Source organism: Streptomyces sp. NPDC031274, from assembly GCF_055570235.1.
The window spans coordinates 141,098-166,009 of sequence record NZ_JBVIHP010000022.1; the positions used below are offsets into that span (position 1 = coordinate 141,098).

Below are 24,912 nucleotides of genomic sequence, written 5' to 3' on the forward strand. Positions count from 1 at the left end.
AGCCATGAGTGGGAACACGGCCGAAGAGCGCTACACCGTCATCTCGGCCGACTGCCACGCGGGCGCCGATCTCCTCGACTACAAGCCCTACTTGGAGTCCCGCTTCCACGACGCGTTCGACGCGTGGGCGGCCACCTACGTCAATCCGTACGAGGACCTGCTCGCCGACACCGCCGACCGCAACTGGAACTCGGACCGCCGCCTCGCCGAGCTGGAGAAGGACGGCATCGTCGCCGAGGTCGTCTTCCCGAACACCATCCCGCCGTTCTTCCCTACCGCCTCCCTGATGGCGCCGGCTCCCACGCGTGCGGAGTTCGAGCAGCGCTGGGCGGGTCTGCGCGCCCACAACCGCTGGCTCGCCGACTTCTGCGGCGCGGCCCCGGGCCGCAGGGCGGGCGTCTTCCAGATCCTCCTGAACGACGTGGACGAGGCCGTCAAGGAGATCCACCGCTCGGCCGACGCGGGCCTGAACGGCGGCCTGCTGCTGCCCGGCACGCCACCGGGCAGTGGACTCCCGGAGCTCTACTCGGCGACGTACGACCCGATCTGGGCGGCCTGTGCCGAGCGCGGCGTACCGGCCAACCACCACGCGGGCTCCGCGTCGCCGCCGCTGGGCGACGAACCGGCCGCGCGGGCCGTCTTCATGGTGGAGACCACGTGGTTCTCGCACCGGGCGCTGTGGCACCTGGTGTTCGGCGGAGCCTTCCGGCGCCACCCCGAGCTGCGGCTGGTGCTCACCGAGCAGGGCTCGGGCTGGATCCCGGGCGTGCTCGACATGCTGGACTACTACCACGGGCGCCTGGTCGCGTCGGCGTCGAAGGCCGACACCGCGGGGACCGCAGAGGCGAAGTTCGGTGCGGGGCTCGCCGATTCGATGGGCAAGGGCCCGTCCGAGGTCTGGCGCGAGAACTGCTTCGTCGGTGCGAGTTTCATGCGCCCGCACGAGGCGCTGATGAGGGACCGGATCGGCCTGGACAAGATCATGTGGGGCAGCGACTATCCGCACGACGAGGGCACGCACCCGTACTCGCGCGAAGGTCTCCGCATCGCCTACGCGGGCCTCCCGAAGGACGAGATAGCGGCCATGGTCGGAGGCAACGCGGCCGGTGTCTACGGCTTCGACCTGGAGCGGCTCGGGGCGGTCGCCGCACGCGTGGGACCGACGGTCCAGGAACTGGACGAGCCCCTCAAGGAGACACCGGCGGGAGCGACGAGCCCGGTGTTCGCCAAGGGAGGGTCGGCGCGCGTCTGGTGACGGCGTGCCCCTGCCGAACTCGCCCACCCGGGGGTGAGACCCTCCCCGGGTGAGCGATCAGGCAGCTGGACATGACGAACCGCACGGCGGCGCTCTCGCGTCGCGCCTCAACTGGCTGCGTGCGGCGGTGCTCGGGGCCAACGACGGCATCGTCTCCACGGCGGGACTCGTCGTCGGCGTGGCGGGTGCGACCGGCGACCGCAGCACGCTGCTCACGGCCGGTCTCGCCGGGCTGCTCGCCGGGTCGATGTCGATGGCCGCGGGCGAGTACGTCTCCGTGTCCACCCAGCGTGACTCCGAGAAGGCCGCCCTCGCCATGGAGAAGCGCGAGCTGCGGGAGCAGCCCGAGGCCGAACTGGTCGAGCTGACGGATCTCCTCGCGGACCGGGGGCTGAGCCGCGAGGTGGCAAGACAGGCGGCCGAGCAGCTCACCGAGCGGGACGCGCTGCGCGCGCACGCGCGCGTGGAGCTCGGTATCGACCCCGACGCACTCACCAATCCGTGGCACGCCGCCTGGGCCAGCTTCGTGGCCTTCACGGTGGGCGCGCTCCTTCCGCTTCTCGCCATCGTCCTGCCGCCCGCCGACTGGCGTCTCGGGGTCACCGTCGTCTCGGTCCTCGGCGCGCTCGCCCTCACGGGCTGGAGCAGCGCGCGGCTCGGCTCGGCGCGGGTGCGGCCCGCCGTGGTGCGCAACATAGGGGGAGGGGCGCTCGCGATGGCGGTGACGTACGGGGCGGGGGCGCTGCTCGGGGCGGTGGGGGTCTGAGCGCCCGCATGTGTCTGAGCGCCCGCATGTGTCTGAGCGCCCGCATGTGTCCCAGCGTCCGCATGTGTTTGAGCCTCCGCTTTTGGCGGAGATCGCCAACGTTCACCGCCTTACCGCTGGTAATACTTGTCGGTAACTACGTCTAGCGGCGGCCGACGACGGGCCCTTACGGTGCACGCATGCCGCCGAACCTGCCCGATGTCGTGCTGTGGTCCATCCCCGCTTTCGTGCTGCTCACCGTGGTGGAGATCGTGAGCCACCGGATCCATCCCGACGAGGACGAAGCCGGGTACGAGACGAAGGACGCCGCCACCTCCATCACCATGGGGCTCGGCAGCCTCGTCTTCGACTTCCTGTGGAAGATCCCCATCGTCGCGATCTACACGGCGGTGTACGCGCTGACGCCGCTGCACATCCCCGTCCTGTGGTGGACGATCCCGCTGATGCTGCTCGGGCAGGACTTCTTCTACTACTGGTCGCACCGCGGGCACCACGTCATCCGCATCCTGTGGGCCTGCCACGTCGTGCACCACTCGAGCCGCAAGTTCAACCTCACGACGGCGCTGCGCCAGCCCTGGACCAGCCTGACGGTCTGGCCGTTCTACATCCCGCTGATCGCCCTCGGCGTGCACCCGGCGGCGCTCGCGTTCTGCTCGTCGGCGAACCTCGTCTACCAGTTCTGGATCCACACCGAACGCATCGGCAAGCTGCCAAGGCCCTTCGAGTTCGTCTTCAACACGCCCTCCCACCACCGCGTCCACCACGCGTCGCAGGGCGGCTACCTGGACCGCAACTTCGGCGGCATCCTGATCATCTGGGACCGCGTGTTCGGCTCCTGGGTCGCGGAGACGGACCGCCCGGTCTACGGCCTCACGAAGAACATCGCCACGCACAACCCACTGCGGGTGGCCACGCACGAGTACGCGGCGATAGCCAAGGACCTCAGGAAGGCGACCAGCTGGCGCGAGCGGGGCGGACGGCTGTTCCGGGGGCCGGGCTGGCAGCCACCGGCGCAGACAGCGCCACAGGCGGCACCAGAGCCGGTGGTGGAGGGGGCGGCATGAGCCCTGTCCCCGCTGTGGGCAGGCGTTCCGCGAGGCGAGTGCGGCCTCCCCTGCTCAAGCGGAGCCGAGAGCTCGGGGAAGGGCGGGCGCGACCCGCGGCACCGGGTGCCGAACCAGAGGCGTCGACTGGAGCACGGCTGCTCCTCGCGGCGTTCGGCCTCGCCGCAGTCGGCGACCTGACGGCACTCCTGGCAGGCTCGGACGCGGCCCACACCGTCTTCAAGCCCCTCCTCATGCCGCTCCTGGCGGGGTACGTATTCACGGTCAAAGGCCCGCGCCTACTGACCGCCGCTCTCCTCTTCGGCTGGGGAGGCGACACCCTCCTCCTCTTCGACGCCGACCCCGCGTTCCTGGCAGGAATGGGCTCCTTCGCGGCGGGCCACGTCTGCTACCTCGTCCTCTTCAAGCGCCACGGCTCCAAGCGCGAGGGCACGTCACGCGCGCGCGGCGCATGGCTGGTGGCCGCGTACGCCACCGCCCTCATCGGCACGGTCGCCCTCCTCTGGCCGGACCTCCCCGCGGACATGCGCGGCCCGGTGGCGGGCTACAGCCTGCTGCTCACCGCGATGGCGTTCGCCGCCACGAGGCTGGGACCCACCGCGGCGGCGGGCGGCGCGCTGTTCCTCCTGTCCGACACCCTCATCGCGACCGGCGTCGCCGAGTGGCCACAGGCCCCGCGCCCCGACTTCTGGATCATGCTCACCTATATCGCCGCGCAGTTCCTGCTGGTCAGAGGCGTACTGGGGGCACGTTCCGCGCGACTCACCAGCGAATCGGCAGCGGCAACGCCGTCAGGAGCGCCGACACCGCCACGACCAGACCTAGCGCGATGACCTCCCCGCGCGCGGGGGAGTACGCGGAGACCGGGTCGGCGGCCCCGCGCAGCCGTCGGCGCGCGAGCAGGGCGAGGGCGGACACGACCACCACGAGGAGCACCTTGGCGAGCAGCGTGCGGCCGTAGGCCGTGTCCGTGAGCTGGCCGACGACCGTGCTCGCCGGCATCCGGCGCAGAGTGCTGCACACCCCTGTCACCGTGATCGCGGCGAACAGAACGGCCGCCACGCGCGCGTAGAGCCCCAGTACCGCCGCGCCCGCCTCCGGGGCGAACGGCCGCCACAGCCGCAGCATGCGTATCACCTGCAACAGGCCGCCCGCCCACAGCACCCCGCAGGTCAGATGCACCAGCGTCAGACCGGTGCCGATGAGCGGGGTGTCCTCCACCGGGGAGTGGGCCCGCAGCGCCTCCGCCACGATCACCGCGGCCAGCGGAAGCGCGGCAGTCGAAGGCCGCCGTGAGCGCGAGCAGAGCAGCGCCACGATGAAGGCGTTGACCTCCAGGAGCGCCAGCCTGCCGTCCCGCGACGCGTAGAGGCCGCCGATGTCCATGTCGGAGAGCTGGTGCGGCACCAGGTTGCCGGTGGCGACCACCGAAGCGAGGCCGAGCGCGGCGACGATGCCGGCGCCCGCCGCGTACGCCGCCCAGCTCCGCGGCTCACGGTCGAGCGGCGCCCCCGGCACCCTGCGGGCAAGACGGATCGCGTAGATCTCGCCCAACTGCACGCACAGCGCGGCGAACATGACCGTCCGCAGGAACGTGATCCCGGCCGTGCCGGGCGCCTCGGCCTCCCCGGTGCCGTTCAGCGCCGCCGACGGGCCGATGAGGGGGATGAGGGCGGCGACGAGCACCAGGACGAGCACGGCGACCGCACGGGCCGTGGAGGGGCGTCGGCGCGGCGCGCTGTGCGAGGCGTGGGGCGTGGCGGCGACCGCGTCCGCCGAGGCCTCGCCGCCGGAGTCGGCGGACGGCTGTATGGAGCTCACCACATGATCTTCACCAGGTGCACCCTTAACGGGCAAGTCCTGGCAAACAACTGGCTGAAGCTCATTCCGCCCGGCAGGAGCTTCGCGAGCGGCGTACCGGTGCGGGCTACTCCGTGGGAGCGGCGGCCGTCCACCCGAGCTTGATCTCCTTCTCCGGCTCCGACGGCTGGAGGTCCCAGCCCAGCGGGGCCGCCGTCCGCACCACGTAGGAGCCGCCGACGCCGCGGTAGAACCGCAGCGGGACCACGCACTCCTTGGGCAGCTCCGGGGCCTTGGGGTCCTTCGGGGCCGACAGCTTCCGCGTCCACTTGTCGAGGTGATTGTCGACCCGCGCGCGGTAGAAGTCGGCGTGCCCCTCGTGCTGCAACTCCGGCCAGGTCACGGCCCACAGCGGCCACAGCTCCATGCGGCCGAGGGTCGCGTCCATGACCTTCTCGAAGCCGCGCTCGTAGCCGGGAACGATGTACGTGAAGATCTCCGTGATCATGGCGATCGCGATGAGGACGATCGCGAAGGCGATCCACACCACCCACCACACGGGCAACACGGTCACCGTGGCCACGAACTGGAGCACCAGCTGCCAGGTGGGCCGGACGGGCCGGGGCACCCAGCTGTCCGTGTCGACGGAGCCGAATGCGGAATTCCGGTACTCATACATGGGACGAGATCCTCTCGCGAAGGGCCGGGCGGCACACAACCGCCCGGCCCCGCCTCACGAACCCGCTACTTCCGCACGGCGTCCAGCGCGTCGATCATGCCCACGCCGTAGAAGCCGTTCCTGTTCTTGCCGGCCGCGCAGACGGCGTCGACCTTGCCGTCACCGTCGATGTCGTACGGATCGGTGCACTTCATGGCGTCGGCCTCGCCGTAGAGCAGCGCCTTCACCTTCTCCGATGACGCGTGCGGGTGGGCCGACTTGATGAGCGCGGCGACGCCCGCGGCGTGCGGTGACGCCATCGACGTACCCGCCTTGTAGCCGAACTTGCCGCCCGGGAGCGTCGACAGGATGCGGCCGTCCGTGGCCGGTGCGTCCGGCGTCTGGAACTTCGTGGAGTCGCCGCCCGGCGCCGCGATGTCGACGACGCCCTTGCCGTAGTTCGAGTACGAGGACTTGATGCCCTTCGCGCCCGTGGCCGAGACGGTCACGACACCCGGCAGCTGCGACGGAAGGTCGAAGCAGTCCGCTGTCTTGATGGTCCGCTCCGTGGGCGTCGTGTCGTCCGGGCTGGAGTCGTCCACGATCTCGTCCTGCGCGAGGTCCGTCTCGGCGTTACCGGCCGCCGCGACGTTCACCGCGCCCTTGCGCTCCGCGTACCGGGTGGCCCGCCCGACGGCGTCGACCAGGGCCTTCTGGTCGTCGTCCGTCTTGCAGTTGAAGAGCCACGGATCGGTGTAGTAGCTGGAGTTGGTGACATCGACCCCGTGATCGGCCGCCCACATGAAGCCGCAGACCACGGCCTCCGTGTAGTACATGCCGGTCTCCGGCTCGGCCACCTTCAGGCTCGCCACCTTCACGCCCGGAGCGACGCCGGTCACGCCGGTGCCGTTCTTCGCGGCGGCGATCGTGCCCGCCACGTGCATGCCGTGGTCGCTCTCCCCGGCCACCGGACGCCACGCGTCGCCCTTCTGCACGGGCACGCCGCCCAGGCAGCTCGCGGACGCCTTCGCGTCGAAGTTCGGCGCGATGTCCGGGTGCGTGTCGTCCACGCCGGAGTCCAGGACGCCGACGGTGACCTTGGAGCTGCCCAGGGACTCCTTGTGGGCCTTGTCCGCCTTGATGGCGGGCAGGTCCCACTGGAGCGGCTCCAGCTCGTCCTGGCCCGGGGCCGCCTGCCCTGCCGCCTGCTTCGCCTCGGCGGCACTCAGCGGCCTGTCGGCCTCCAGTGCGTCGTCGGACTGCGCGGACAGCGGAGCCGTACGGGTGGCGCCCGCCGAAGCGACGCCCTTCGCCTTGCGGATCTTCTTGGCGAAGTCCGCGTCCGACGAGTGGACGACGATCACGCCGATCCTGTCGTACGCGATGACGACCTTGCCGCCCGCCTGGGCGATGGCCTTCTTCACGTACGCCGATGTCTTGCCGGACGGTGAACCGCCGTGCCCGGCGCGGACATTGACGACGTAGCTCATCGACGTGCCGTCCGCGAGGGACGCGCCGAGGCCGGACACGACGGACGACACCGGGCCGCCCGGCCGGGACGCGGCATCGGGCTGAGCCGACGCCGTGCCCGGCAGGAAGGCGACGGCCGATGCCAGCGCCATGCCGAGCGGGAGTGCGAGCACGCGCCGGGAGCGCGTGAAACGTGCGGTCATGATGTGCGAGCCCCTCACTTCTTCACGGCGTCGAGCGCGTCGACGATCCCGCTGCCGTAGAAGCCGTTCTTGTTCTTGCCGCCCTCGCAGACGGCGTCGACCTTGCCGTCACCGTCCGGGTCGTACGGCGTCGTCGGGCAGCCCGGGTTGTCGGCCTGCTTCTTGAGAAGCCGCTGGATCTCGGCGGGGCTCGCCTTGGGGTGCGTCGACTTCAGGAGCGCGGCCACGCCCGCGGCGTGCGGCGATGCCATCGATGTGCCCTGCAGCCAGCCGTACTGGTTGCCCGGCATCGTGGAGAGGATGCGGCCGTTCTTCGACGGGGTGTCGGCCGGAATCTGGCGGGCGTCGCCACCGGGGGCGGCGATGTCGATGACGCCCTTGCCGTACGTGGAGTAGTACGACTTGAGGTTCTGCACGCCCGTCGCGCTGACCGTGACCACGCCGGGAAGCTGCGTCGGGATGTCGAAGCACTCGGACGGGTCGATGGTGCGCGGCACCGGCGTCGAGTCGTCCGGGCTCGAGTCGTCCAGGATCTCGTCGGCGGCGAGGTCGTGGTTGGAGTTGCCCGCGGACGCGAGGTTCAGGGTGCCCTTCTTCTGGGCGTACAGCTGGGCCCGGTTGACCGCGTCGACGATGGCCCGCTGGTCCGGGTCGTCCATGCAGTTGTAGAGCCACGGGTCCACGTAGTAGCTGTTGTTCGTGACCTCGATGCCCTTGTCGGCGGCGAACACGAAGGCGCAGACGACGCTCTCCGGGTAGAACAGCTCGCTGACCGGGTCGGCCACCTTGATGCCCGCGACCTTCACGCCGGGCGCGACGCCCGCGACGCCCACGCCGTTGCGGGCGGCGGCTATCTCGCCGGCCACGTGCGTGCCGTGGTAGTGGTCCGGCTTCTCCGGGCGCCAGGCGCCGGGCGAGGTGTCCGCCTTGCCGCCGACACAGCTCGCCGACTGCGAGGCCGAGAAGTTGGGCGCGAGGTCGGGGTGGGTGTCGTCGACTCCGGTGTCGATGACGCCGACGGTGACCTTCTTGCTGCCCGGGTTTATCTTCGCTGCCTTGTCGGCGCCTATCGCGCGCAGATCCCACTGGTCGGCCTCGAGCGGCTCGGCGCCCGCATCGGCCTGCGCCTTGAGCGACTTGGCCTCGGACTTCGACAGGAGGGTCGGTGCGCCCTCCTCCGTCGTGCCCGCCGCCGTCAGGGGCGAGGTGCGGGTCGCGCCCGCGGAGTGGACGCCCTTGACCTTGCGCAGCTGCTTGCCGAAGTCGGGGTTGGCCGAGTGCGCGACGATGACGCCGATCTTCGGGTACGCGACGACGACGGAGCCGTCCGCCTTGGCGATCGCCCTTTTGACGGACGCGATCGTCTTGGAGTCCGTACGGGTGTTGACGACGTACGCGAGCTTCGGGGCCTCTGCCCTGGCCGACGCGGTGGCGGGGGCGTCGGGGGCCGCGGTCGCGATGCCCGGGGCGAAGCCGACCGACGCGGCGAGCGCTATCCCGAGGGGCACGGTGAGCGCGATTCGGCGTCTGGAACGCAGATGAGCCATGGGGTCTCCACATCATCCGGATACGTGAACTGCCCGAACACATCTAGTGATCGGGCAGGTACATGACGGGGCGTGCAGGGTGAAGCTATCCCCAGAACTCCCAGGCCAGCAATGGATTCCGGAAGAAAGCAGCGCACCGTGCCGCGCCGTGCGTGCCGCTATGACGTTGAACCGTTAACAGAAGCAACATCAACCCCCCTGTCGGATCACGCCCTGTGGCCTTAGCATCGCCATCCGTGGCTCACGTGATCCGCATCACTGCCGGATCGATGAGAGCCCATGGATCAGCTGTCCGTCCCCACCGCACCCGCACCACGAGGAGTCTCCGTGGCCCCCGAAGCATCCCCACCGTCCAAGGACGGAGAAGCCCCCGCTCCGTACGCGCCGACCACGGCAGAATTCCTCGAGGAGCAAGCGAGCCCCGAGTTCGGTGAACTCCGCAAGGCACACCGCTCGTTCGCCTTCCCGCTGACCGTCGCCTTCATCGTCTGGTACCTGGCGTACGTGCTGCTCTCGAACTACGCGGGTGACTTCATGGGCACCCAGCTGTTCGGCAACATCAACGTCGCCCTGGTCCTCGGTCTCGCGCAGTTCCTGACGACGTTCCTCATCGCCTGGTGGTACTCCCGCCACGCGGCCACCAAGCTCGACCCCAAGGCTGAAGCGATCAAGTCCCGTTTGGAGGGCGGCGCATGAGCCCCGCGCTGAACACCACAGTCCTGGCCGCGGGTGAGGCGAGCGAGCACCGGCCGCTGATCATCTCCCTGTTCGCCGTCTTCGTCGTCGCCACCCTGGTCATCACCGTCTGGGCAGGACGCCAGACCAAGAGCGCCGCCGACTTCTACGCGGGCGGCCGCCAGTTCACCGCCTTCCAGAACGGCCTCGCGGTCTCCGGCGACTACATGTCGGCCGCGTCCTTCCTCGGCATCGCGGGCGCCATCGCGCTCTTCGGGTACGACGGCTTCCTGTACTCCATCGGCTTCCTGGTCGCCTGGCTCGTGGCGCTCCTCCTGGTCGCCGAACCGCTGCGCAACTCCGGCCGCTACACGATGGGCGACGTCCTCGCCTACCGCATGCGCCAGCGCCCAGTACGTACTGCCGCCGGCACGTCCACGATCGTCGTGTCGATCTTCTACCTGCTCGCGCAGATGGCGGGCGCGGGCGTCCTGGTCTCGCTGCTTCTGGGCATCACGTCCGACGCGGGCAAGGTCGGGATCGTCGCCCTCGTCGGCGTACTGATGATCGTGTACGTCACCATCGGCGGCATGAAGGGGACCACGTGGGTCCAGATGGTGAAGGCCGTCCTGCTCATCGCGGGCACGCTGCTCCTCACCTTCCTGGTCCTCCTGAAGTTCGACTTCAACGTCTCGGACCTGCTCGGCACCGCCGCCTCCAACAGCGGCCAGGGCACCAAGTTCCTCGAACCGGGGCTCAAGTACGGCGCCACGTCCACCTCGAAGCTGGACTTCATCTCGCTCGGCATCGCCCTGGTGCTCGGCACCGCGGGCCTGCCGCACATCCTGATCCGCTTCTACACGGTGCCGACAGCCAAGGCCGCGCGTAAGTCCGTGAACTGGGCGATCGGCATCATCGGCGCCTTCTACCTGATGACGATCGCGCTCGGCTTCGGTGCCGCCGCGCTCATCAAGCCGGCCGAGATCATCGCGTCCAACCCGGCGGGCAACACGGCGGCGCCACTGCTCGCACTCCATCTGGGCGGCGTCGACTCGTCGTGGGGCGCGATCCTGCTCGCCACGATCTCCGCGGTCGCGTTCGCCACGATCCTCGCGGTCGTCGCCGGTCTGACGCTCGCCTCGTCCTCGTCGTTCGCGCACGACATCTACGCCAACGTCATCAAGAGGGGCAAGGCCACCGAGAAGCAGGAGATGAAGGCGGCCCGCTGGGCGACGGTCTTCATCGGCATCGTCTCCATCGCGCTCGGCGCGCTCGCCCGCGACCTGAACGTGGCGGGCCTCGTCGCGCTCGCCTTCGCCGTCGCGGCCTCCGCCAACCTGCCGACGATCCTCTACAGCCTCTTCTGGAAGCGCTTCACCACGCAGGGTGCGCTCTGGTCGATCTACGGCGGCCTCTTCACGGCGGTCTTCCTGGTGCTGTTCTCGCCGGTCGTCTCCGGCAACCCGAAGACGTCGATGTTCAAGGGCGTCGACTTCCACTGGTTCCCGCTGGAGAATCCGGGCCTCATCTCGATCCCGGTGGGCTTCCTGCTCGGCTGGCTCGGCACGATGCTTTCGAAGGAGGAGCCCGACAAGGGCAAGTACGCGGAGCTGGAGGTGCGCTCCCTCACGGGTACCGGAGCTCACTGAGCCTGCCTGGTTCCCTCTGAAACACGCACGTCAGCGGCCGCGTCGTAGATCGTTGGTAGATCTCTACGACGCGGCCGTGCCGCTCCTCGTGGGATCGGGCCCGGGTCGGTGTCAGTCCCGTCGCGTAGGCTCGTGATATCTGAACCGAACTGGCTCAACCAGGATCAGGGAGGGGGCCCACGTGCTCATCGACACTTACGGCCGAGTGGCCACCGATCTGCGGGTTTCGCTGACCGACAAGTGCAATCTGCGGTGCACGTACTGCATGCCCGAAGAAGGCCTGCAATGGCTGTCCAAGTCCGAGCTCCTCAGCGACGACGAGATCGTCCGCCTCGTCCGGATCGCCGTGACGCAGCTCGGCATCACCGAGGTCCGCTTCACCGGCGGCGAGCCGCTCCTGCGCCCCGGCCTCGTCGGCATCGTCGAGCGCTGCGCCCAGCTGGAGCCGCGCCCCAGGATGTCCCTGACGACGAACGGCATCGGACTCAAGCGCACCGCCGAGGCCCTCAAGGCCGCGGGCCTCGACCGGGTCAACGTCTCCCTGGACACGCTGCGCCCGGACGTCTTCAAGACCCTCACCCGCCGCGACCGCCACAAGGACGTCCTGGAGGGCCTCGAGGCCGCCCGCGACGCGGGCCTGACCCCGGTCAAGGTCAACACGGTCCTGATGCCGGGCCTGAACGACGACGAGGCCCCGGACCTGCTCGCCTGGGCCGTCGAGAACGACTACGAACTGCGTTTCATCGAACAGATGCCGCTGGACGCCCAGCACGGCTGGAAGCGCGACGGCATGATCACCGCCGGTGACATCCTGGAGTCGCTGCGTACGCGCTTCGAGCTCACCGACGAGGGCTCCGGCGAGCGCGGCTCCGCGCCGGCCGAGCGCTGGCTCGTGGACGGCGGCCCGCATCGCGTCGGCGTCATCGCCTCCGTCACCCGCCCGTTCTGCTCGGCCTGCGACCGCACCCGCCTCACGGCCGACGGCCAGGTCCGCACGTGCCTGTTCGCCTCCGAGGAGACCGACCTGCGGGCGGCCCTGCGGGCGCACGAAGAAGACAGCGAGTCCGGCTCGGACGAGGCGATCGCGCGCATATGGAAGCTCGCGATGTGGGGCAAGAAGGCGGGTTCGGGCCTCGACGACCCGACGTTCCTGCAGCCCGAGCGCCCGATGTCGGCGATCGGCGGCTAGGAGTCGGAGGGCTCGCTGCGCGCTTCCCACTCGGCCAGCGGCACGACGTCCTTCAACATGCTGCGTACGCCCAGGAATTGAGAGAGGTGCTCGCGGTGTTCCTCACATGCGAGCCACGTCTTGCGGCGCTCCGGAGTGTGGATCTTCGGGTTGTTCCACGCGAGCACCCACACCGCGGCGGCGCGGCAGCCCTTGGCGGAACAGATCGGTGTTTCGTCGCTCACAGGTAACGTCCAAGTGCGTTCAAAACAAGGCGACGCCGAGCAGCCACGGGGGGAGCTGCCCGGCGTCGGTCTGTCGCTCCGACGGGGGATGCGGAGCGCGTACGAAGTATGTCATGGGGGACCCAGTGCCTGGCACCGGAACTACATGATTGATCTGAGGTTTTCTTGAGCTTGGCGCAACGTCGACGGTCAGTTCTGGTGACCTGACGGGGCGTTGGGCTCGCCCGGTGCGGGGCCGGTCCCGGCTTCCGGGACGGGTTCCGCGGACTCGCCGTGCGCCGTCAGCGACGGGAGCATCGGCCGGGACGGTGCCGGTACGAAGGTCGACGGCAGCGAAGGATTGTTCTCCCGGCCCGCGTTGGCGATCACGACGGAGACGTACGGGAGGAGGATGCCGAGCACCAGAGCGACTAGGGCGACATGCCGCTCGACGTTCCACAGCACCGCCGCGGCGATGACCGAAAGAGTACGGATCGACATCGAGATCACGTACCGGCGCTGTCTGCCGCGCACATCGTCCGCCAGTGACTGCCGGGCCCCTGTGATCCGGAAGACCTGGGCGCCGCTCTGCTTCCGCATCACATTCCACCGCCTGCTCACAAGACGCCGGACGCTCCCGGCCCGGACCCGCTCCACGTTACGCCGGGGCTGCGCAGCCTTCGAGACCGGGGCAGGTCCCTTCTCGGTGTCCTGCCTGCGTCATGCCACGTATGGGCCTGCCCGACATGCGCCGTATGGAGGATCGGTCGACACTGACCGTAATGCTCATGTTGAGCCGGATGAGGAGGCAGCTATGAGCTGGTTGTGGGCCATCGTCGTCGGATTCGTGCTGGGGCTTATCGCCAAGGCGATCCTGCCCGGAAAGCAGCACAGTCCGCTCTGGCTGACCACGATCTTCGGCATCATCGGCGCGATCATCGGCAACTCGCTTGCCTCTGGGTTCGGCATCGCTGACACCAAGGGCATCGACTGGGGCCGGCACGCCCTGCAACTCGTGGCGGCTCTCGTCGTCGTGGGCGTCGGAGACATGCTGTACAAGATGATCAGAGGCAACAAACAGCAGCGGGCCTGACCTGCGGGTACGCGGCATGCGAAGGGGGTCGGCCCGCACGGGCCGACCCCCTTCGCACGGGTACGGGAACGTCAGCCCGCGGTGACCGCGGTGACCTCGACAGCCGCCAGGTTCTTCTTTCCCCGGCGAAGGACGAGCCAGCGCCCGTGCAGGAGCTCCTCGCGGGAGGGCACGGCGTCCTCGGAGGCCACCTTCGCGTTGTTCACGTAGGCCCCGCCCTCCTTGACCGTGCGCCGGGCCGCGGACTTGCTCGCCACCAGGCCGACCTCCGCGAGGAGGTCCACCACCGGGCCGAGCTCACTGACCTGGACACGCGGCAGCTCGGAGAGGGCCGCGCTCAGCGTCGCCTCGTCGAGGTCGCCGAGCTCGCCCTGGCCGAACAGCGCCTTGGACGCGGCGATGACCGCGGCGCACTGGTCGGCGCCGTGCACCAGCGTCGTCAGCTCCTCGGCGAGCGCGCGCTGGGCCGCACGGGCCTGCGGACGCTCCTCGGTGAGCTTCTCGAGCTCTTCGAGCTCCTCGCGGGACTTGAAGCTGAGGATGCGCGAGTACGTCGAGACGTCCCGGTCGTCCACGTTCAGCCAGAACTGGTAGAACGCGTACGGCGTGGTCATCTCCGGGTCGAGCCAGACGGCGCCGCTCTCGGACTTGCCGAACTTGGTGCCGTCCGCCTTGACCATCAGCGGTGTGCCGACGGCGTGCACCGTGGCGTCCGGCTCCAGGCGGTGGATCAGGTCGATGCCCGCGGTGAGGTTGCCCCACTGGTCGCTGCCGCCGGTCTGCAGCGTGCAGCCGTAGCGCCGGTAGAGCTCCAGGAAGTCCATGCCCTGGAGGAGCTGGTAGCTGAATTCCGTGTACGAGATGCCTTCCTGGGACTCCAGGCGGCGGGCCACGGAGTCCTTGGTCAGCATCTTGTTCACGCGGAAGTGCTTGCCGATGTCCCGCAGGAACTCGATCGCGGACATCCCCGCGGTCCAGTCCAGGTTGTTGACCATCAGCGCGGCGTTCTCGCCCTCGAAGGACAGGAACGGCTCGATCTGCGAGCGCAGCCGGGCCACCCAGTTCCTGATCGTCTCCGGGTCGTTCAAGGTGCGCTCGGCGGTCGGCCGCGGGTCACCGATCTGGCCCGTGGCGCCGCCCACCAGGGCGAGCGGCCGGTGCCCCGCGTGCTGGAGGCGGCGGACCGTGAGGACCTGCACCAGGTGCCCGACGTGCAGGCTGGCCGCGGTCGGGTCGAAGCCGCAATAGAACGTGACGGGACCGTCCGCGAGCGCCTTGCGCAGTGCATCTTCGTCAGTGGACAGGGCGAAAAGACCCCGCCACTTCAGCTCGTCGACGATGTCCGTCACGGTCTTGTGTCTCCTTGAAAGGTTCTGCGAAAGGTTCCTGGCCGGTACCGGTTGGTCCGGTTGGTACCGGCCAGTCTATGGGCGTCACACGCCTTGGCTGACCGAGCTCATGTTGAAGTCGGGGATGCGCAGGGCGGGCATCGCCGCCCTAGTGAACCAGTCGCCCCACTCCCGGGGCAGCGTCTTTTCCGTGCGCCCTGCCTCGGCGGCCCGCGAGAGCAGGTCGACCGGCGACTCGTTGAAGCGGAAGTTGTTCACCTCGCCCACGACCTCGCCGTTCTCCACGAGATAGACGCCGTCCCGGGTGAGCCCGGTGAGCAGCAGGGTGGCCGGATCGACCTCGCGGATGTACCAGAGGCAGGTCAGGAGCAGCCCCCGCTCCGTGCCCGCGACCATCTCCTCCAGGGAGCGGTCGGTGCCGCCGTCCAGGATGAGGTTGTCGATGGCGGGGGCGACCGGAAGGCCGGTCAGGGACGCGCTGTGCCGGGTGCTCGTCAGATGCGCGAGCTCGCCCGCGCGCACCCAGTCGGTGGCGGCCAGCGGAAGCCCGTTGTCGAAGACGGACGAGTCGCCGCCCGAGGCGTGCGCGAGCACGAACGGCGCGGACTGAAGGCCCGGCTCGTCCGGGTCGCTGCGCAGGGTCAGGGGCAGCTCGGCGAGCCGGTCGCCGACGCGGGTGCCGCCGCCCGGCTTGGAGAACACCGTCCGCCCCTCGGCCGCGTCCCGCGCGGAGGCCGACCACAGCTGGTAGATCAGCAGGTCGGCGACGGCCGTCGGCGGAAGCAGCGTCTCGTACCGGCCAGCGGGCAGGTCGATGCGTCGCTGTGCCCACCCCAGACGCTTGGCGAGCTCCGCGTCGAGCGCCGTCGGGTCCACGTCCTTGAAGTCCCGGGTCGCACGCCCCGCCCAGGCCGACTTCGTGCGGTCGGGGGACTTGGCGTTGAGTTCGAGGGTGCCGTTGGGCTGGTCGTGCCGCAGGCGCAGCCCCGTCGACGTACCGAGGTAGCTCGAGACGAGTTCGTGGTTCGCGAAGCCGTACAGCTCACGCCAGCCGGCGCGGGCCGTGGCGAACGCCTCGCCGAGCGCGGGGGCGAAGTCCGAGAAGACCGCCGATGACGTCTCGGCGGGCGCGTCCCTGAAGCCGGGGGACTCCTCGCCGCCGGTCACCAGCGGCTGCGCGTCCTCGGCGGGTCCCGCGCTCCGCGCCGCGTGCTCGGCGGCGCGGACCAGCGGCTCGAGATCGGCGGCGGTCACGGCCGAGCGCGAGATGACGCCGGACGCGGTGCCTTCCTTGCCGTCGACGGTCGCGATGACGGTGAGGGTGCGGCCCCGGGTGACGCCGTTCGTGGTCAGGGCGTTGCCCGCCCAGCGCAGGTTCGCGGTCGAGTGCTCGTCGGCGATGACGACGCAGCCGTCGGCGGTGGACAGTTCCAGGGCGCGCTCGACGATCTCGTGCGGCTTGTTCGTACGCTTCGCACCGTTCGTACGAGAGGTCATCGACCCGCCTCCTGCGTCGTGTTGAGGATGTTGACGCCCCGGAAAAGGGCCGAGGGGCAGCCGTGCGAGACCGCCGCGACCTGGCCCGGCTGGGCCTTGCCGCAGTTGAAGGCGCCACCGAGCACGTACGTCTGTGGGCCGCCGACCGCCGCCATCGAGCCCCAGAAGTCGGTGGTCGTGGCCTGGTAGGCGACGTCGCGCAGCTGGCCGGCGATGCGGCCGTTCTCGATGCGGTAGAAGCGCTGTCCGGTGAACTGGAAGTTGTACCTCTGCATGTCGATCGACCAGGACCGATCGCCCACCACGTAGATGCCACGGTCGACGCCCCCGATCAGGTCCTCCGTCGAGAGACCGCCGGGGTCGGGCCGCAACGACACGTTCGCCATGCGCTGCACCGGCACATGGCCGGGGGAGTCCGCGTACGCGCAGCCGTTGGAGCGCTCGAAGCCGGTGAGCTTCGCGATGCGACGGTCCAGCTGGTAGCCGACCAGGGTGCCGTCCTTCACCAGGTCCCAGGACTGAGCGGCCACGCCCTCGTCGTCGTACCCGATGGTCGCGAGCCCGTGCTCGGCCGTCCTGTCACCCGTCACATTCATGATCGACGAGCCGTACGCGAGCTTGCCGAGCTGATCGAAGGTGGCGAACGACGTCCCCGCGTACGCGGCTTCGTAGCCCAGGGCGCGGTCGAGCTCGGTGGCGTGGCCGATGGACTCGTGGATGGTCAGCCAGAGGTTCGAGGGGTCGATGACCAGGTCGTACGAGCCCGCCCGCACGCTCGGCGCCCGCATCTTCTCGGCGAGGTGCTCGGGGATGCGGTCCAGCTCGGCGTCCCAGTCCCAGCCGGTGCCGGTGAGGTACTCCCAGCCGCGTCCGGCAGGCGGCGCGATGGTCCGCATCGACTCGAACTCGCCGCTCGTCCCGTCGACCGCGACCGCGGTGAGCTGCGGGTGCAGCCTGACCCGCTGCTGCGTGGTCACCGTCCCCGCCGTGTCCGCGTAGAACTTGTTCTCGTGCACGGTGAGCAGCGAGGCGTCGACGTGCGAGACACCGTCGGCGGCCAGGAGACGCGAGCTCCACTCGGCGAGCAGCCCGCTCTTCTCCTCGTCCGGCACCGAGAAGGGGTCGATCTCGTACGACGACACCCAGGTCTTCTCCGCGTGCACCGGCTCGTCGGCGAGCTCCACACGCTCGTCGGAGCCCGCCGACTTGATGACCTTCGCCGAGAGCTTCGCCATCGCCACGGCCTGGGACGCGATCTTCGCCGCCGCGTCCATCGTCAGATCGACGCCCGACGCGAACCCCCAGGTCCCGCCGTGCACGACACGGACCGCGTAGCCCAGGTCCGTGGTGTCCGACGTACCGGACGGCTTGGCGTCCCGCAGCCGCCAGGACGCGCTGCGCACCCGCTCGAAGCGGAAGTCCGCGTGGTCCGCGCCCAGGGCACGCGCGCGGGCGAGCGCGGCGTCGGCGAGAGCCCGCAGGGGCAGCGCCGTGAAGGCTCCATCGATGGAATGAGGCACGGATGTCTCCCTGCTGTCGGCACCGGTCGGTCAGAATCATGTCGCGCTCGGGGGCCCGGCGACCAGAGTTTTCTGTAGGGACCCGACAGCGAGTCCGGTACGCCACTGTCGGTGGTCGATTCTCCGTATGGAGCACCGTACCGATAGGTTTTCGAGTTAACAGACCGCTATCGAAAGGGTGATCCGTTGAGCCGCTCGGTTCTCGTCACCGGAGGAAACCGGGGCATCGGCCTCGCCATCGCCCGCGTCTTCGCCGACGCGGGCGACAAGGTCGCGATCACCTACCGCTCGGGTGAACCGCCTCAGGCCCTCACGGAGCTCGGAGTCCTCGCCGTCAGGTGCGACATCACTGACACCGAGCAGGTGGAGCAGGCGTACAAGGAGATCGAGGAGAAGCACGGTCCGGTGGAGGTCCTGGTGGCGAACGCCGGGATCACCAAGGACCAGCTCCTCATGCGGATGTCCGAAGAGGACTTCACGTCCGTCCTCGACACCAACCTCACCGGCACCTTCCGTGTCGTGAAGCGCGCCAACCGCGGCATGCTGCGCGCCAAGAAGGGCCGCGTCGTACTGATCTCCTCCGTCGTCGGCCTGATGGGCGGCCCGGGGCAGGCGAACTACGCCGCCTCCAAGGCAGGCCTGGTCGGCTTCGCGCGCTCGCTCGCCCGTGAGCTCGGGTCGCGCAACCTCACGTTCAACGTCGTCGCGCCCGGTTTTGTCGACACCGACATGACCAAGGTGCTCACGGACGAGCAGCGCTCGAACATCGTGAAGCAGGTGCCGCTCGGGCGTTACGCGGAGCCCGAGGAGATCGCCGCCGCGGTGAAGTTCCTCGCCTCGGACGACGCGTCGTACATCACTGGAGCCGTCATCCCCGTTGACGGCGGATTGGGCATGGGTCACTGATCACCATGAGCGGAATTCTCGAAGGCAAGAAGATCCTCGTCACCGGTGTGCTGACGGAGGCCTCCATCGCCTTCCACGCGGCCAAGGTCGCTCAGGAGCAGGGCGCCGAGGTCATCCTGACCGCTTTCCCGCGGCCCACGCTCACCGAGCGCATCGCCAAGAAGCTCCCGAAGCCCGCCAAGGTCATCGAGCTCGACGTCACCAACCAGGAGCACCTGGACCGCCTCGCGGGTGTGGTGAAGGACGAGCTCGGCGGCCTCGACGGCATCGTGCACTCCATCGGCTTCGCCCCGCAGGGCGCCTTCAACTTCCTCGAGGCGACCTTCGAGGACGTCGCGACGGCGATGCACGTCTCGGCGTTCTCCCTGAAGTCGCTCACCATGGCCTGCCGCCCGCTGTTCGAGGACGGCGCCTCGGTCGTCGGCCTCACCTTCGACGCGCAGTTCGCCTGGCCCAAGTACGACTGGATGGGCCCGGCCAAGGCCGCCCTGGAGGCCACGAGCCGCTACCTCGCCCGCGACCTGGGCAAGGAGGACGTCCGCTGCAACCTCATCTCGGCGGGTCCGCTCGGCTCCATGGCCGCCAAGTCCATCCCGGGCTTCGGCGAGCTCGCGGACGTCTGGAACACCCGGTCGCCGCTGAACTGGGACATGGCCGACCCGGAGCCCGCGGGCCGCGGCATCGTCGCGCTGCTCTCGGACTTCTTCCCGAAGACCACCGGCGAGATCATCCACGTCGACGGCGGCGTGCACATGATGGGTGCCTGACAAGTCCTGACCAGGAATTCTGTACGTTCCTGACGCCCCGTTCCCCGCGCAGCGCGGGAGGCGGGGCGTCACCCGTTCGGCCCACCGGCCGGGCGCGGTCGTGGCAGAACCGCGCACCCTGAGGTGTGCGCCCGTCATCTCCTGCGGTGCTCGCCGCTCTCACTCTGCTGATCGCCCTGCCGTACGGCGCCGCGTCGCATGCCGTCACCGAGGCGAAGCCTCCACGCGCGCGCGTGGAGGCGGTCGAACCCCGGCCGTTCGGCTCGGAGTGCCGCACCAGCGTCGCGGGCTCGGACGCGGTCGCGTCCTGCCACAACCCGTACCCCGAGACCGACCGGGTCCGGCTGCACGTGGAGTGCGAGCAGTGGTGGGACATCGACAGCGACGGCGTGCAGGTCGAGGCGGGGCCCGCCTCGACGGTGCGGCTCACCGGGCGGTGCTGGAAAGAGATCCGGTCCGTCTGGGTCAGCCACGCGAAGTGACCACTCTGGGTCAGCTACGAGATCAGCCACGAGTTCAGCTACGAGAAGTGAACAGCTCCGGGCGGCACATGAACGGGTAGGCGGCAGCCTCCTTGGCCGCCGCCTCCTCGTCGTTCTCCCGGATCGCGTCGACGAGCCGGGCGTGGTCCATGTGGCTCTCGGGGGTCAGCTTCTCGCCGACGTCCTCGCGCAGCCAGTCCCGCATGACCTCGCCGAGGTCCGCGTACATCGCCGTCATCACGTCGTTGTGGGAGGCGGCCACGACGGCCAGGTGGAAGGTCGCGTCGGCCGTCACGAAGGCCTCCGCGTCGCCCGACGACCAGGCTTCCTCGCGCCGCTTCAGCAGGGCGTCGAGCTGTTTGAGGTCACGCTCCGTGCGGCGCTGCGCGGCCAGTTTCGCCGCGCTCGACTCCAGCGTGCTGCGCAGCTCCGCGATGTGCCGCGGCTCCGCGTCGGCGAACCTGCGCTGCATCACGCCGGCCAGTTCGCTCGTCGCGACCACATAGGTTCCGGAGCCCTGCCGGATGTCGAGCAGGCCGTTGTGCGCGAGGGCGCGGACCGCCTCCCGGACGGTGTTGCGCGCCACACCCAGCTGTTCGACCAGCTCGGGCTCGGTGGGGATGCGGGAGCCGACCGGCCACTCTCCCGATGAGATCTGGTTACGCAGCTCGGCGATGACCTGCTCGGAGAGCGCAGAGCGGTGAGGGGTGGTCAGCGGCATGACGATCCTTCGTGCGCGGTGTGACGGAAACGGAGGCAACGGGGTGATGGAACGGAGGCAACGGTGTGATGGAAACAGAGGCAACTGGGTGGCGAGAACAAAGACAACGGATTGGACAGCCAATCATCCCATGATTCTATGATGGCCCCATGGCTAGTGAGGAAACCAGGACGATGACACCGACACCCGCACCGACGACGACACCGACACGTACCGACGCGGCGGACGGGGCAGCGGAGAAACAGCCCGCCACGCGCGCGTGGGCGACGCGTCTCGTCATCGTCGGCATCGTCCTCGCCGCCCTCAACCTCCGTCCGGGCATCACCAGCCTCGGCTCCCTCCTCGAAGAGGTACGTGACGGGCTCGGCATGAGCGGCACGCTCGCCGGTCTCCTCACCTCCGTCCCGCCGCTCTGCTTCGCGGTCTTCGGCGTGATGGCTCCGCGGCTCGCCCGCCGGTTCGGCCCCAGCGCCGTGGTCTGCGCGGGCATGGTCGCGATCGCCACGGGCCTGGCGATCCGCCCCTTCCTGGGCGGCACCGTCGGCTTCCTGGCCGCGAGCGCGCTCGCCCTCATGGGCATCGCGGTCAGCAACGTCCTGATGCCGGTGATCGTCAAGCGCTGGTTCCCCGACCGGGTCGGCTCGATGACCGGGCTCTACTCGATGGCGCTCGCGCTCGGCACGTCGTTGGCGGCGGCCATCACGGTGCCCATGACCGATGCGATGGGCGGCAGTTGGCAGACCGGGCTCGCGGTGTGGGCGTCGCTCGCCGTCGTCGCCGTCGTGCCGTGGCTGCCGCTCGTGCGGGACCGCAGCGCCGCGTCGGCCGCCCCGGAGCACATCAGCTCCACCGTGCGCCGGGAGGACGCCGACCTGCGCATCACGCGCAGCCGTACGGCATGGGCGCTGGCCTGCTTCTTCGGGCTCCAGGCCACCGCCGCGTACATCACGATGGGCTGGATGCCGCAGATCTTCCGTGACGCGGGGGTTCCGGCGGGACAGGCCGGTGTGCTCCTCGCCGTCATCATGGCGATGGGCGTGCCGCTGGCCTTCGTCATCCCCCGGGTCGCCACACGCCTGACGAACCAGGGTCCTGTGGTGGTCGTGCTCGGCGCCTGCGGTCTCGCCGGTTACGCGGGCCTCTACCTCGCCCCTCAGGGCGGCGCCTGGGTGTGGGCCCTGCTGCTCGGCGTCTCGAACTGCGCCTTCCCGCTCGCCCTCACCATGGTCGGCATGCGGGCCAAGAGCAGTGTGGGCGTCGCCAAGCTCTCGGCCTTCGCGCAGAGCACGGGCTACCTGATCTCGATTCCGGGACCGCTCCTGGTGGGCGTGCTCTACCAGCACAGCGGCGGCTGGGGGCTGCCGATCGCGCTCATGGCGGGCCTGATGGTGCCGCAGATCGTGGTGGGCATCCTGGCGGGCCGCAACCGCACGGTCGAGGACGAGGTCGCGGCGGCTTCGGCTTCCTGACCCCGGTTCCCCGACCCCGGCGGAGCCCCGTCGGACAAAGGGTGCGAGACTCTCCCCATGCCAGTGCTCGACCCGAACCCCCAGAACGGCCAGAAGAAGCTGCTCCTCGTGCTGGGAGCGATGCTGGCCATCACCGTGATCATCGGGATCATCGCCTCCGTCGCCTCGCCGTGAACTGACCCCGGCGGGGCCGGTGGTGGGGTTAGCACCACCATCCCCTAGGGGGCCAGTGTCAGGGTCAAGTGGGTGGATCACCGGATGTGCTGAGGGTCGCCGGATCCGTACCTTCGAGATGTGGCCGCGAAGACGCGGCACGCAGGACTCGAAGACCACGGAGGCGGCATGTCGGCCCGTTCGCACACACGGCGCGACCCGGGAGCCACCAAGGACTCCGCGAGCGTCGAGATCCAGCTTCCGTGGTGGGCCATCGCCCTCCCCGCCATCGCCTTCGCGGCCCTGCTCCTGCTGGTGCTGAACCCCGCCGACGCACATGCGGCGGGCAGCGGACAGGTGGTCACGCAGGTGCTCGAGCGTATACAGGAGACGGTCTTCCGTACGGCCTCGTGACCTGCCCCGGGTGGACGCCGTCACCCGTGCCGGGGGAGCAGTCCAACTCCCTGCGCCCACTGGCGGGTTTCATGCGAAGCTGGGACGCATGAGCGTCGCAGAACCCCGCAGGATTGTCCTCTTCCGGCATGCGAAGGCCGACTGGCCTCAGGTTTCCGACCACGAGCGGCCGCTCGCGGAGCGCGGACGCAAGGATGCCCCGGTCGCCGGCCGCAAGCTGGCTGACAGCGGCATCCCTTTCGACCTGGCCCTCTGCTCGACCGCCGCCAGGACCCGCGAGACATGGAAGCTCGCCGTCCATGAGCTGCCGGACCGGCCCAAGACCGTCTACGAGGAGCGGCTGTACGAAGCCTCCCCTGGCGAGCTGATCGCCGTGCTCAACGAAACCCCGGACGACGTGCAGAACGTCGTGCTGATCGGCCACAACCCCGGAGTGCAGGGGCTCGCCGACATCCTCGCCGGTGACGCCGAGGGCGACGCCCGCACGCGGATGGACCGCCGCGGCTTCCCCACCTCGGCCTTCGCCGTCCTGACGTACTCCGGCTCGTGGAAGGCCCTGGAGCCCGGGGTCGGCACACTCGTCGACTACTGGGCACCTTCCGAGTAGGTCTCTGACGCAAGCACACCCTTGACGCAAGCAGACCTGTGACGCGAGCAGGTCCTTGACGCACGTATGCCGATGGGCCCCGGTACCACTGCGGTACCGGGGCCCATCGGCGTACGGCCTGACGAAGGAGCTGCTCGCCCGACGTCAGTCGGCGTGCGTGTCCGCCGCCTCGACCTCTTCGCGGGTGACGCCGAGGAGGTAGAGGACGGTGTCGAGGAAGGGGACGTTCACCGCGGTGTGCGCGGCCTGGCGGACGACGGGCTTGGCGTTGAAGGCGACACCGAGACCGGCCGCGTTCAGCATGTCGAGGTCGTTGGCGCCGTCGCCGATCGCGACGGTCTGTTCGAGCGGGACCCCGGCCTCCGCGGCGAACCGGCGAAGGAGCCGCGCCTTGCCCGCGCGGTCCACGATCTCGCCGGTCACCTTGCCGGTGAGCTTGCCGTCGACGATCTCCAGGGTGTTGGCCTGGGCGAAGTCGAGGCCGAGACGTTCCTGCAGATCATCGGTGACCTGGGTGAACCCGCCCGAGACGACGCCCACTTGGTAGCCGAGTCGCTTGAGCGTGCGGATGAGGGTGCGGGCGCCGGGGGTGAGGCGGACCTCGGAGCGGACCTTGTCGACGACCGAGGCGTCGAGCCCGGCGAGGAGCTGCACGCGGGCGTGCAGCGACTGCTCGAAGTCCAGGTCGCCCCGCATCGCGGCAGCGGTCACCTCGGCGACCTCGTCCTCGCATCCTGCGTGCGCCGCGAAGAGTTCGATCACCTCGTCCTGGATGAGGGTCGAGTCGACGTCCATCACGACGAGCCGCTGGGCACGGCGGTGCAGGCCCGCCGCGACGACGGCGACGTCCACGCCGAGCTTCGCCGCCTCAAGGGCGAGGGAGGTGCGCAGCGGCTCGGTCTCCGCGCCGGAGACGGCGAACTCGACTGCGGTGACCGGGTACTTGGCGAGCCGGAAGATACGGTCGATGTTGCCGCCGGTCACGGTGATGCTGGCGGCGATGGCGGCGGTCGACTCGGCGGTGAGGGGATGGCCGAGCACGGTGACGTGGGAACGGCCGAGGCCGCGCGGGCGGTTGTCGCCGATACCCGAGATGATCTCGGCCTGCATCTTCAGGGACTCGGCCCAGCTGTGCACGGTGGACCGCAGGTCGCCCTCCAGACCGGCCGGCGGCTGGGTCACGAGCGCGCACAGCACTATGCGGCCACGGGTGACGACCTGCTCGATGTCCACGACATCGACGGAGTAGGCGGCGAGGGTGTCGAAGAGCCCCGCTGTGATTCCGGGGCGGTCCTTGCCGAAGATCTTGACGAGGAGCGTGGGGACATCGGCGGGCTGCTGTGGCTGAGGAGCGCTCATGGTGAGGCCACCGTATCCGGGTGCCCTGCGCGAGCGGCGAAGTGGTCCGCGTGCCGGACACCTTCCAGGGCCGAGTCGTGTTCTCGCCCCGTCGCC

General features: G+C 69.6%; 26 protein-coding genes. 15 read left to right on the top strand and 11 right to left on the bottom strand.

Features of this window, described 5'->3' with window-relative positions:
• Positions 1-4 precede the first annotated feature (4 nt).
• From ACZ5CR_RS31090 to ACZ5CR_RS31105, 4 genes are all read left to right on the top strand, one after another.
• A complete protein-coding gene (locus ACZ5CR_RS31090) occupies positions 5-1,255 on the top strand; it encodes an amidohydrolase family protein (protein ID WP_468863589.1) in 1,251 nt (416 codons plus the stop codon).
• 49 nt (positions 1,256-1,304) lie between these two features.
• Positions 1,305-2,021, top strand: coding sequence for a VIT1/CCC1 transporter family protein (locus ACZ5CR_RS31095; protein ID WP_468863498.1), 717 nt, complete (start codon positions 1,305-1,307; stop codon positions 2,019-2,021).
• A gap of 179 nt (positions 2,022-2,200) precedes the next feature.
• Positions 2,201-3,085 (top strand): sterol desaturase family protein, encoded by an 885-nt coding sequence (locus ACZ5CR_RS31100; protein ID WP_468863501.1) that lies wholly within the window; start codon positions 2,201-2,203, stop codon positions 3,083-3,085.
• Positions 3,082-3,918, top strand: a complete 837-nt coding sequence (locus tag ACZ5CR_RS31105) for a lysoplasmalogenase (protein WP_468863503.1) — start codon at positions 3,082-3,084, stop codon at positions 3,916-3,918. Before ACZ5CR_RS31100 ends, ACZ5CR_RS31105 begins: the two co-directional genes overlap by 4 nt.
• On the opposite strand, the gene ACZ5CR_RS31110 is transcribed toward ACZ5CR_RS31105, so the two are convergent.
• From ACZ5CR_RS31110 to ACZ5CR_RS31125, 4 genes are all read right to left on the bottom strand, one after another.
• Positions 3,848-4,906, bottom strand: coding sequence for a CopD family protein (locus ACZ5CR_RS31110; RefSeq protein ID WP_468863506.1), 1,059 nt, complete (start codon positions 4,904-4,906; stop codon positions 3,848-3,850). The genes ACZ5CR_RS31105 and ACZ5CR_RS31110 overlap by 71 nt on opposite strands.
• Before the next feature lie 106 nt (positions 4,907-5,012).
• Complete coding sequence (locus ACZ5CR_RS31115) at positions 5,013-5,564, bottom strand: hypothetical protein (RefSeq protein WP_468863508.1); 552 nt, start codon at positions 5,562-5,564, stop codon at positions 5,013-5,015.
• A 65-nt stretch (positions 5,565-5,629) separates the two neighbouring features.
• Complete coding sequence (locus ACZ5CR_RS31120; protein WP_468863510.1) at positions 5,630-7,216, bottom strand: S8 family peptidase; 1,587 nt, start codon at positions 7,214-7,216, stop codon at positions 5,630-5,632.
• Positions 7,217-7,230: 14 nt separating this feature from the next.
• Positions 7,231-8,763, bottom strand: a complete 1,533-nt coding sequence (locus ACZ5CR_RS31125) for a S8 family serine peptidase (RefSeq protein WP_468863513.1) — start codon at positions 8,761-8,763, stop codon at positions 7,231-7,233.
• Between the two features lie 327 nt (positions 8,764-9,090).
• On the opposite strand from ACZ5CR_RS31125, the gene ACZ5CR_RS31130 reads away from it, so the two are divergent.
• The 3 genes from ACZ5CR_RS31130 (at position 9,091) to moaA (ending at position 12,276) form a co-directional block, all read left to right on the top strand.
• On the top strand, positions 9,091-9,459 hold the full coding sequence (locus ACZ5CR_RS31130) for a DUF485 domain-containing protein (protein ID WP_468863592.1): 369 nt from the start codon (positions 9,091-9,093) through the stop codon (positions 9,457-9,459).
• Positions 9,456-11,087, top strand: coding sequence for a solute symporter family protein (locus ACZ5CR_RS31135; protein WP_468863515.1), 1,632 nt, complete (start codon positions 9,456-9,458; stop codon positions 11,085-11,087). Before ACZ5CR_RS31130 ends, ACZ5CR_RS31135 begins: the two co-directional genes overlap by 4 nt.
• 181 nt (positions 11,088-11,268) lie before the next feature.
• On the top strand, positions 11,269-12,276 hold the full coding sequence (gene moaA / locus ACZ5CR_RS31140; RefSeq protein WP_468863518.1) for a GTP 3',8-cyclase MoaA: 1,008 nt from the start codon (positions 11,269-11,271) through the stop codon (positions 12,274-12,276).
• On the opposite strand, the gene ACZ5CR_RS31145 is transcribed toward moaA, so the two are convergent.
• Together ACZ5CR_RS31145 and ACZ5CR_RS31150 are read right to left on the bottom strand one after the other, a co-directional pair.
• Complete coding sequence (locus ACZ5CR_RS31145; protein ID WP_389910535.1) at positions 12,273-12,500, bottom strand: hypothetical protein; 228 nt, start codon at positions 12,498-12,500, stop codon at positions 12,273-12,275. The genes moaA and ACZ5CR_RS31145 overlap by 4 nt on opposite strands.
• Positions 12,501-12,689: 189 nt before the next feature.
• A complete protein-coding gene (locus ACZ5CR_RS31150; RefSeq protein ID WP_468863520.1) occupies positions 12,690-13,079 on the bottom strand; it encodes a DUF3099 domain-containing protein in 390 nt (129 codons plus the stop codon).
• A gap of 214 nt (positions 13,080-13,293) precedes the next feature.
• Between ACZ5CR_RS31150 and ACZ5CR_RS31155 the strand changes: the two genes are divergently transcribed.
• Positions 13,294-13,572, top strand: coding sequence for a GlsB/YeaQ/YmgE family stress response membrane protein (locus ACZ5CR_RS31155; RefSeq protein WP_383280725.1), 279 nt, complete (start codon positions 13,294-13,296; stop codon positions 13,570-13,572).
• Between the two features lie 71 nt (positions 13,573-13,643).
• Here ACZ5CR_RS31155 and tyrS read toward each other — a convergent pair whose 3' ends face one another.
• The 3 genes from tyrS to ACZ5CR_RS31170 all read right to left on the bottom strand — a co-directional run bounded on the left by tyrS (position 13,644) and on the right by ACZ5CR_RS31170 (position 17,938).
• On the bottom strand, positions 13,644-14,921 hold the full coding sequence (gene tyrS, locus ACZ5CR_RS31160; protein WP_468863522.1) for a tyrosine--tRNA ligase: 1,278 nt from the start codon (positions 14,919-14,921) through the stop codon (positions 13,644-13,646).
• Between the two features lie 84 nt (positions 14,922-15,005).
• The gene (locus tag ACZ5CR_RS31165) at positions 15,006-16,418 is read right to left on the bottom strand and encodes a metallopeptidase TldD-related protein (RefSeq protein ID WP_468863524.1); all 1,413 of its coding nucleotides are present in this window, start codon (positions 16,416-16,418) and stop codon (positions 15,006-15,008) included.
• Positions 16,415-17,938: a TldD/PmbA family protein gene (locus ACZ5CR_RS31170; RefSeq protein WP_468863527.1), complete on the bottom strand. Its 1,524-nt coding sequence runs from the start codon at positions 17,936-17,938 to the stop codon at positions 16,415-16,417. Before ACZ5CR_RS31170 ends, ACZ5CR_RS31165 begins: the two co-directional genes overlap by 4 nt.
• Positions 17,939-18,124: 186 nt before the next feature.
• Here ACZ5CR_RS31170 and fabG point away from each other — a divergent pair, with 186 nt between their 5' ends.
• The 3 genes from fabG (at position 18,125) to ACZ5CR_RS31185 (ending at position 20,093) form a co-directional block, all read left to right on the top strand.
• On the top strand, positions 18,125-18,844 hold the full coding sequence (fabG, locus tag ACZ5CR_RS31175; protein ID WP_468863529.1) for a 3-oxoacyl-[acyl-carrier-protein] reductase: 720 nt from the start codon (positions 18,125-18,127) through the stop codon (positions 18,842-18,844).
• 5 nt (positions 18,845-18,849) lie between these two features.
• Positions 18,850-19,611 (top strand): enoyl-ACP reductase FabI, encoded by a 762-nt coding sequence (gene fabI / locus ACZ5CR_RS31180; RefSeq protein WP_468863531.1) that lies wholly within the window; start codon positions 18,850-18,852, stop codon positions 19,609-19,611.
• 146 nt (positions 19,612-19,757) lie between these two features.
• Positions 19,758-20,093, top strand: a complete 336-nt coding sequence (locus tag ACZ5CR_RS31185; protein ID WP_468863534.1) for a hypothetical protein — start codon at positions 19,758-19,760, stop codon at positions 20,091-20,093.
• Positions 20,094-20,127: 34 nt separating this feature from the next.
• Here the strand turns inward: ACZ5CR_RS31185 and ACZ5CR_RS31190 are convergent, their stop codons facing one another.
• Positions 20,128-20,814, bottom strand: coding sequence for a FadR/GntR family transcriptional regulator (locus tag ACZ5CR_RS31190; RefSeq protein WP_468863536.1), 687 nt, complete (start codon positions 20,812-20,814; stop codon positions 20,128-20,130).
• Positions 20,815-20,963: 149 nt separating this feature from the next.
• On the opposite strand from ACZ5CR_RS31190, the gene ACZ5CR_RS31195 reads away from it, so the two are divergent.
• From ACZ5CR_RS31195 to ACZ5CR_RS31210, 4 genes are all read left to right on the top strand, one after another.
• The gene (locus tag ACZ5CR_RS31195) at positions 20,964-22,283 is read left to right on the top strand and encodes a CynX/NimT family MFS transporter (RefSeq protein WP_468863538.1); all 1,320 of its coding nucleotides are present in this window, start codon (positions 20,964-20,966) and stop codon (positions 22,281-22,283) included.
• A gap of 57 nt (positions 22,284-22,340) precedes the next feature.
• Positions 22,341-22,457 (top strand): SGM_5486 family transporter-associated protein, encoded by a 117-nt coding sequence (locus ACZ5CR_RS31200; RefSeq protein WP_326788600.1) that lies wholly within the window; start codon positions 22,341-22,343, stop codon positions 22,455-22,457.
• Positions 22,458-22,577: 120 nt separating this feature from the next.
• Positions 22,578-22,850 carry a hypothetical protein gene (locus ACZ5CR_RS31205; protein ID WP_468863541.1) on the top strand — a complete coding sequence of 91 codons (273 nt, stop codon included), beginning with the start codon at positions 22,578-22,580 and terminating at the stop codon, positions 22,848-22,850.
• Positions 22,851-22,938: 88 nt separating this feature from the next.
• Positions 22,939-23,457 carry a SixA phosphatase family protein gene (locus ACZ5CR_RS31210; RefSeq protein WP_389910564.1) on the top strand — a complete coding sequence of 173 codons (519 nt, stop codon included), beginning with the start codon at positions 22,939-22,941 and terminating at the stop codon, positions 23,455-23,457.
• Between the two features lie 144 nt (positions 23,458-23,601).
• Here the strand turns inward: ACZ5CR_RS31210 and serB are convergent, their stop codons facing one another.
• Positions 23,602-24,816 (bottom strand): phosphoserine phosphatase SerB, encoded by a 1,215-nt coding sequence (gene serB / locus ACZ5CR_RS31215; protein WP_468863543.1) that lies wholly within the window; start codon positions 24,814-24,816, stop codon positions 23,602-23,604.
• Between the last annotated feature and the right edge of the window lie 96 nt (positions 24,817-24,912).

Bases quoted from the DNA above. Each gene is read 5' to 3' on its own strand.
- ACZ5CR_RS31190 (WP_468863536.1), bottom strand. From the start codon at position 20,814: ATGCCGCTGACCACCCCTCACCGCTCTGCGCTCTCCGAGCAGGTCATC.
- ACZ5CR_RS31105 (WP_468863503.1), top strand. From the start codon at position 3,082: ATGAGCCCTGTCCCCGCTGTGGGCAGGCGTTCCGCGAGGCGAGTGCGG.
- ACZ5CR_RS31210 (WP_389910564.1), top strand. From the start codon at position 22,939: ATGAGCGTCGCAGAACCCCGCAGGATTGTCCTCTTCCGGCATGCGAAG.
- ACZ5CR_RS31120 (WP_468863510.1), bottom strand. From the start codon at position 7,216: ATGACCGCACGTTTCACGCGCTCCCGGCGCGTGCTCGCACTCCCGCTC.
- ACZ5CR_RS31100 (WP_468863501.1), top strand. From the start codon at position 2,201: ATGCCGCCGAACCTGCCCGATGTCGTGCTGTGGTCCATCCCCGCTTTC.
- ACZ5CR_RS31115 (WP_468863508.1), bottom strand. From the start codon at position 5,564: ATGTATGAGTACCGGAATTCCGCATTCGGCTCCGTCGACACGGACAGC.
- ACZ5CR_RS31155 (WP_383280725.1), top strand. From the start codon at position 13,294: ATGAGCTGGTTGTGGGCCATCGTCGTCGGATTCGTGCTGGGGCTTATC.
- ACZ5CR_RS31195 (WP_468863538.1), top strand. From the start codon at position 20,964: ATGGCTAGTGAGGAAACCAGGACGATGACACCGACACCCGCACCGACG.
- serB (WP_468863543.1), bottom strand. From the start codon at position 24,816: ATGAGCGCTCCTCAGCCACAGCAGCCCGCCGATGTCCCCACGCTCCTC.
- ACZ5CR_RS31135 (WP_468863515.1), top strand. From the start codon at position 9,456: ATGAGCCCCGCGCTGAACACCACAGTCCTGGCCGCGGGTGAGGCGAGC.
- ACZ5CR_RS31125 (WP_468863513.1), bottom strand. From the start codon at position 8,763: ATGGCTCATCTGCGTTCCAGACGCCGAATCGCGCTCACCGTGCCCCTC.
- ACZ5CR_RS31165 (WP_468863524.1), bottom strand. From the start codon at position 16,418: ATGACCTCTCGTACGAACGGTGCGAAGCGTACGAACAAGCCGCACGAG.
- ACZ5CR_RS31090 (WP_468863589.1), top strand. From the start codon at position 5: ATGAGTGGGAACACGGCCGAAGAGCGCTACACCGTCATCTCGGCCGAC.
- ACZ5CR_RS31150 (WP_468863520.1), bottom strand. From the start codon at position 13,079: ATGCGGAAGCAGAGCGGCGCCCAGGTCTTCCGGATCACAGGGGCCCGG.
- ACZ5CR_RS31200 (WP_326788600.1), top strand. From the start codon at position 22,341: ATGCCAGTGCTCGACCCGAACCCCCAGAACGGCCAGAAGAAGCTGCTC.
- fabI (WP_468863531.1), top strand. From the start codon at position 18,850: ATGAGCGGAATTCTCGAAGGCAAGAAGATCCTCGTCACCGGTGTGCTG.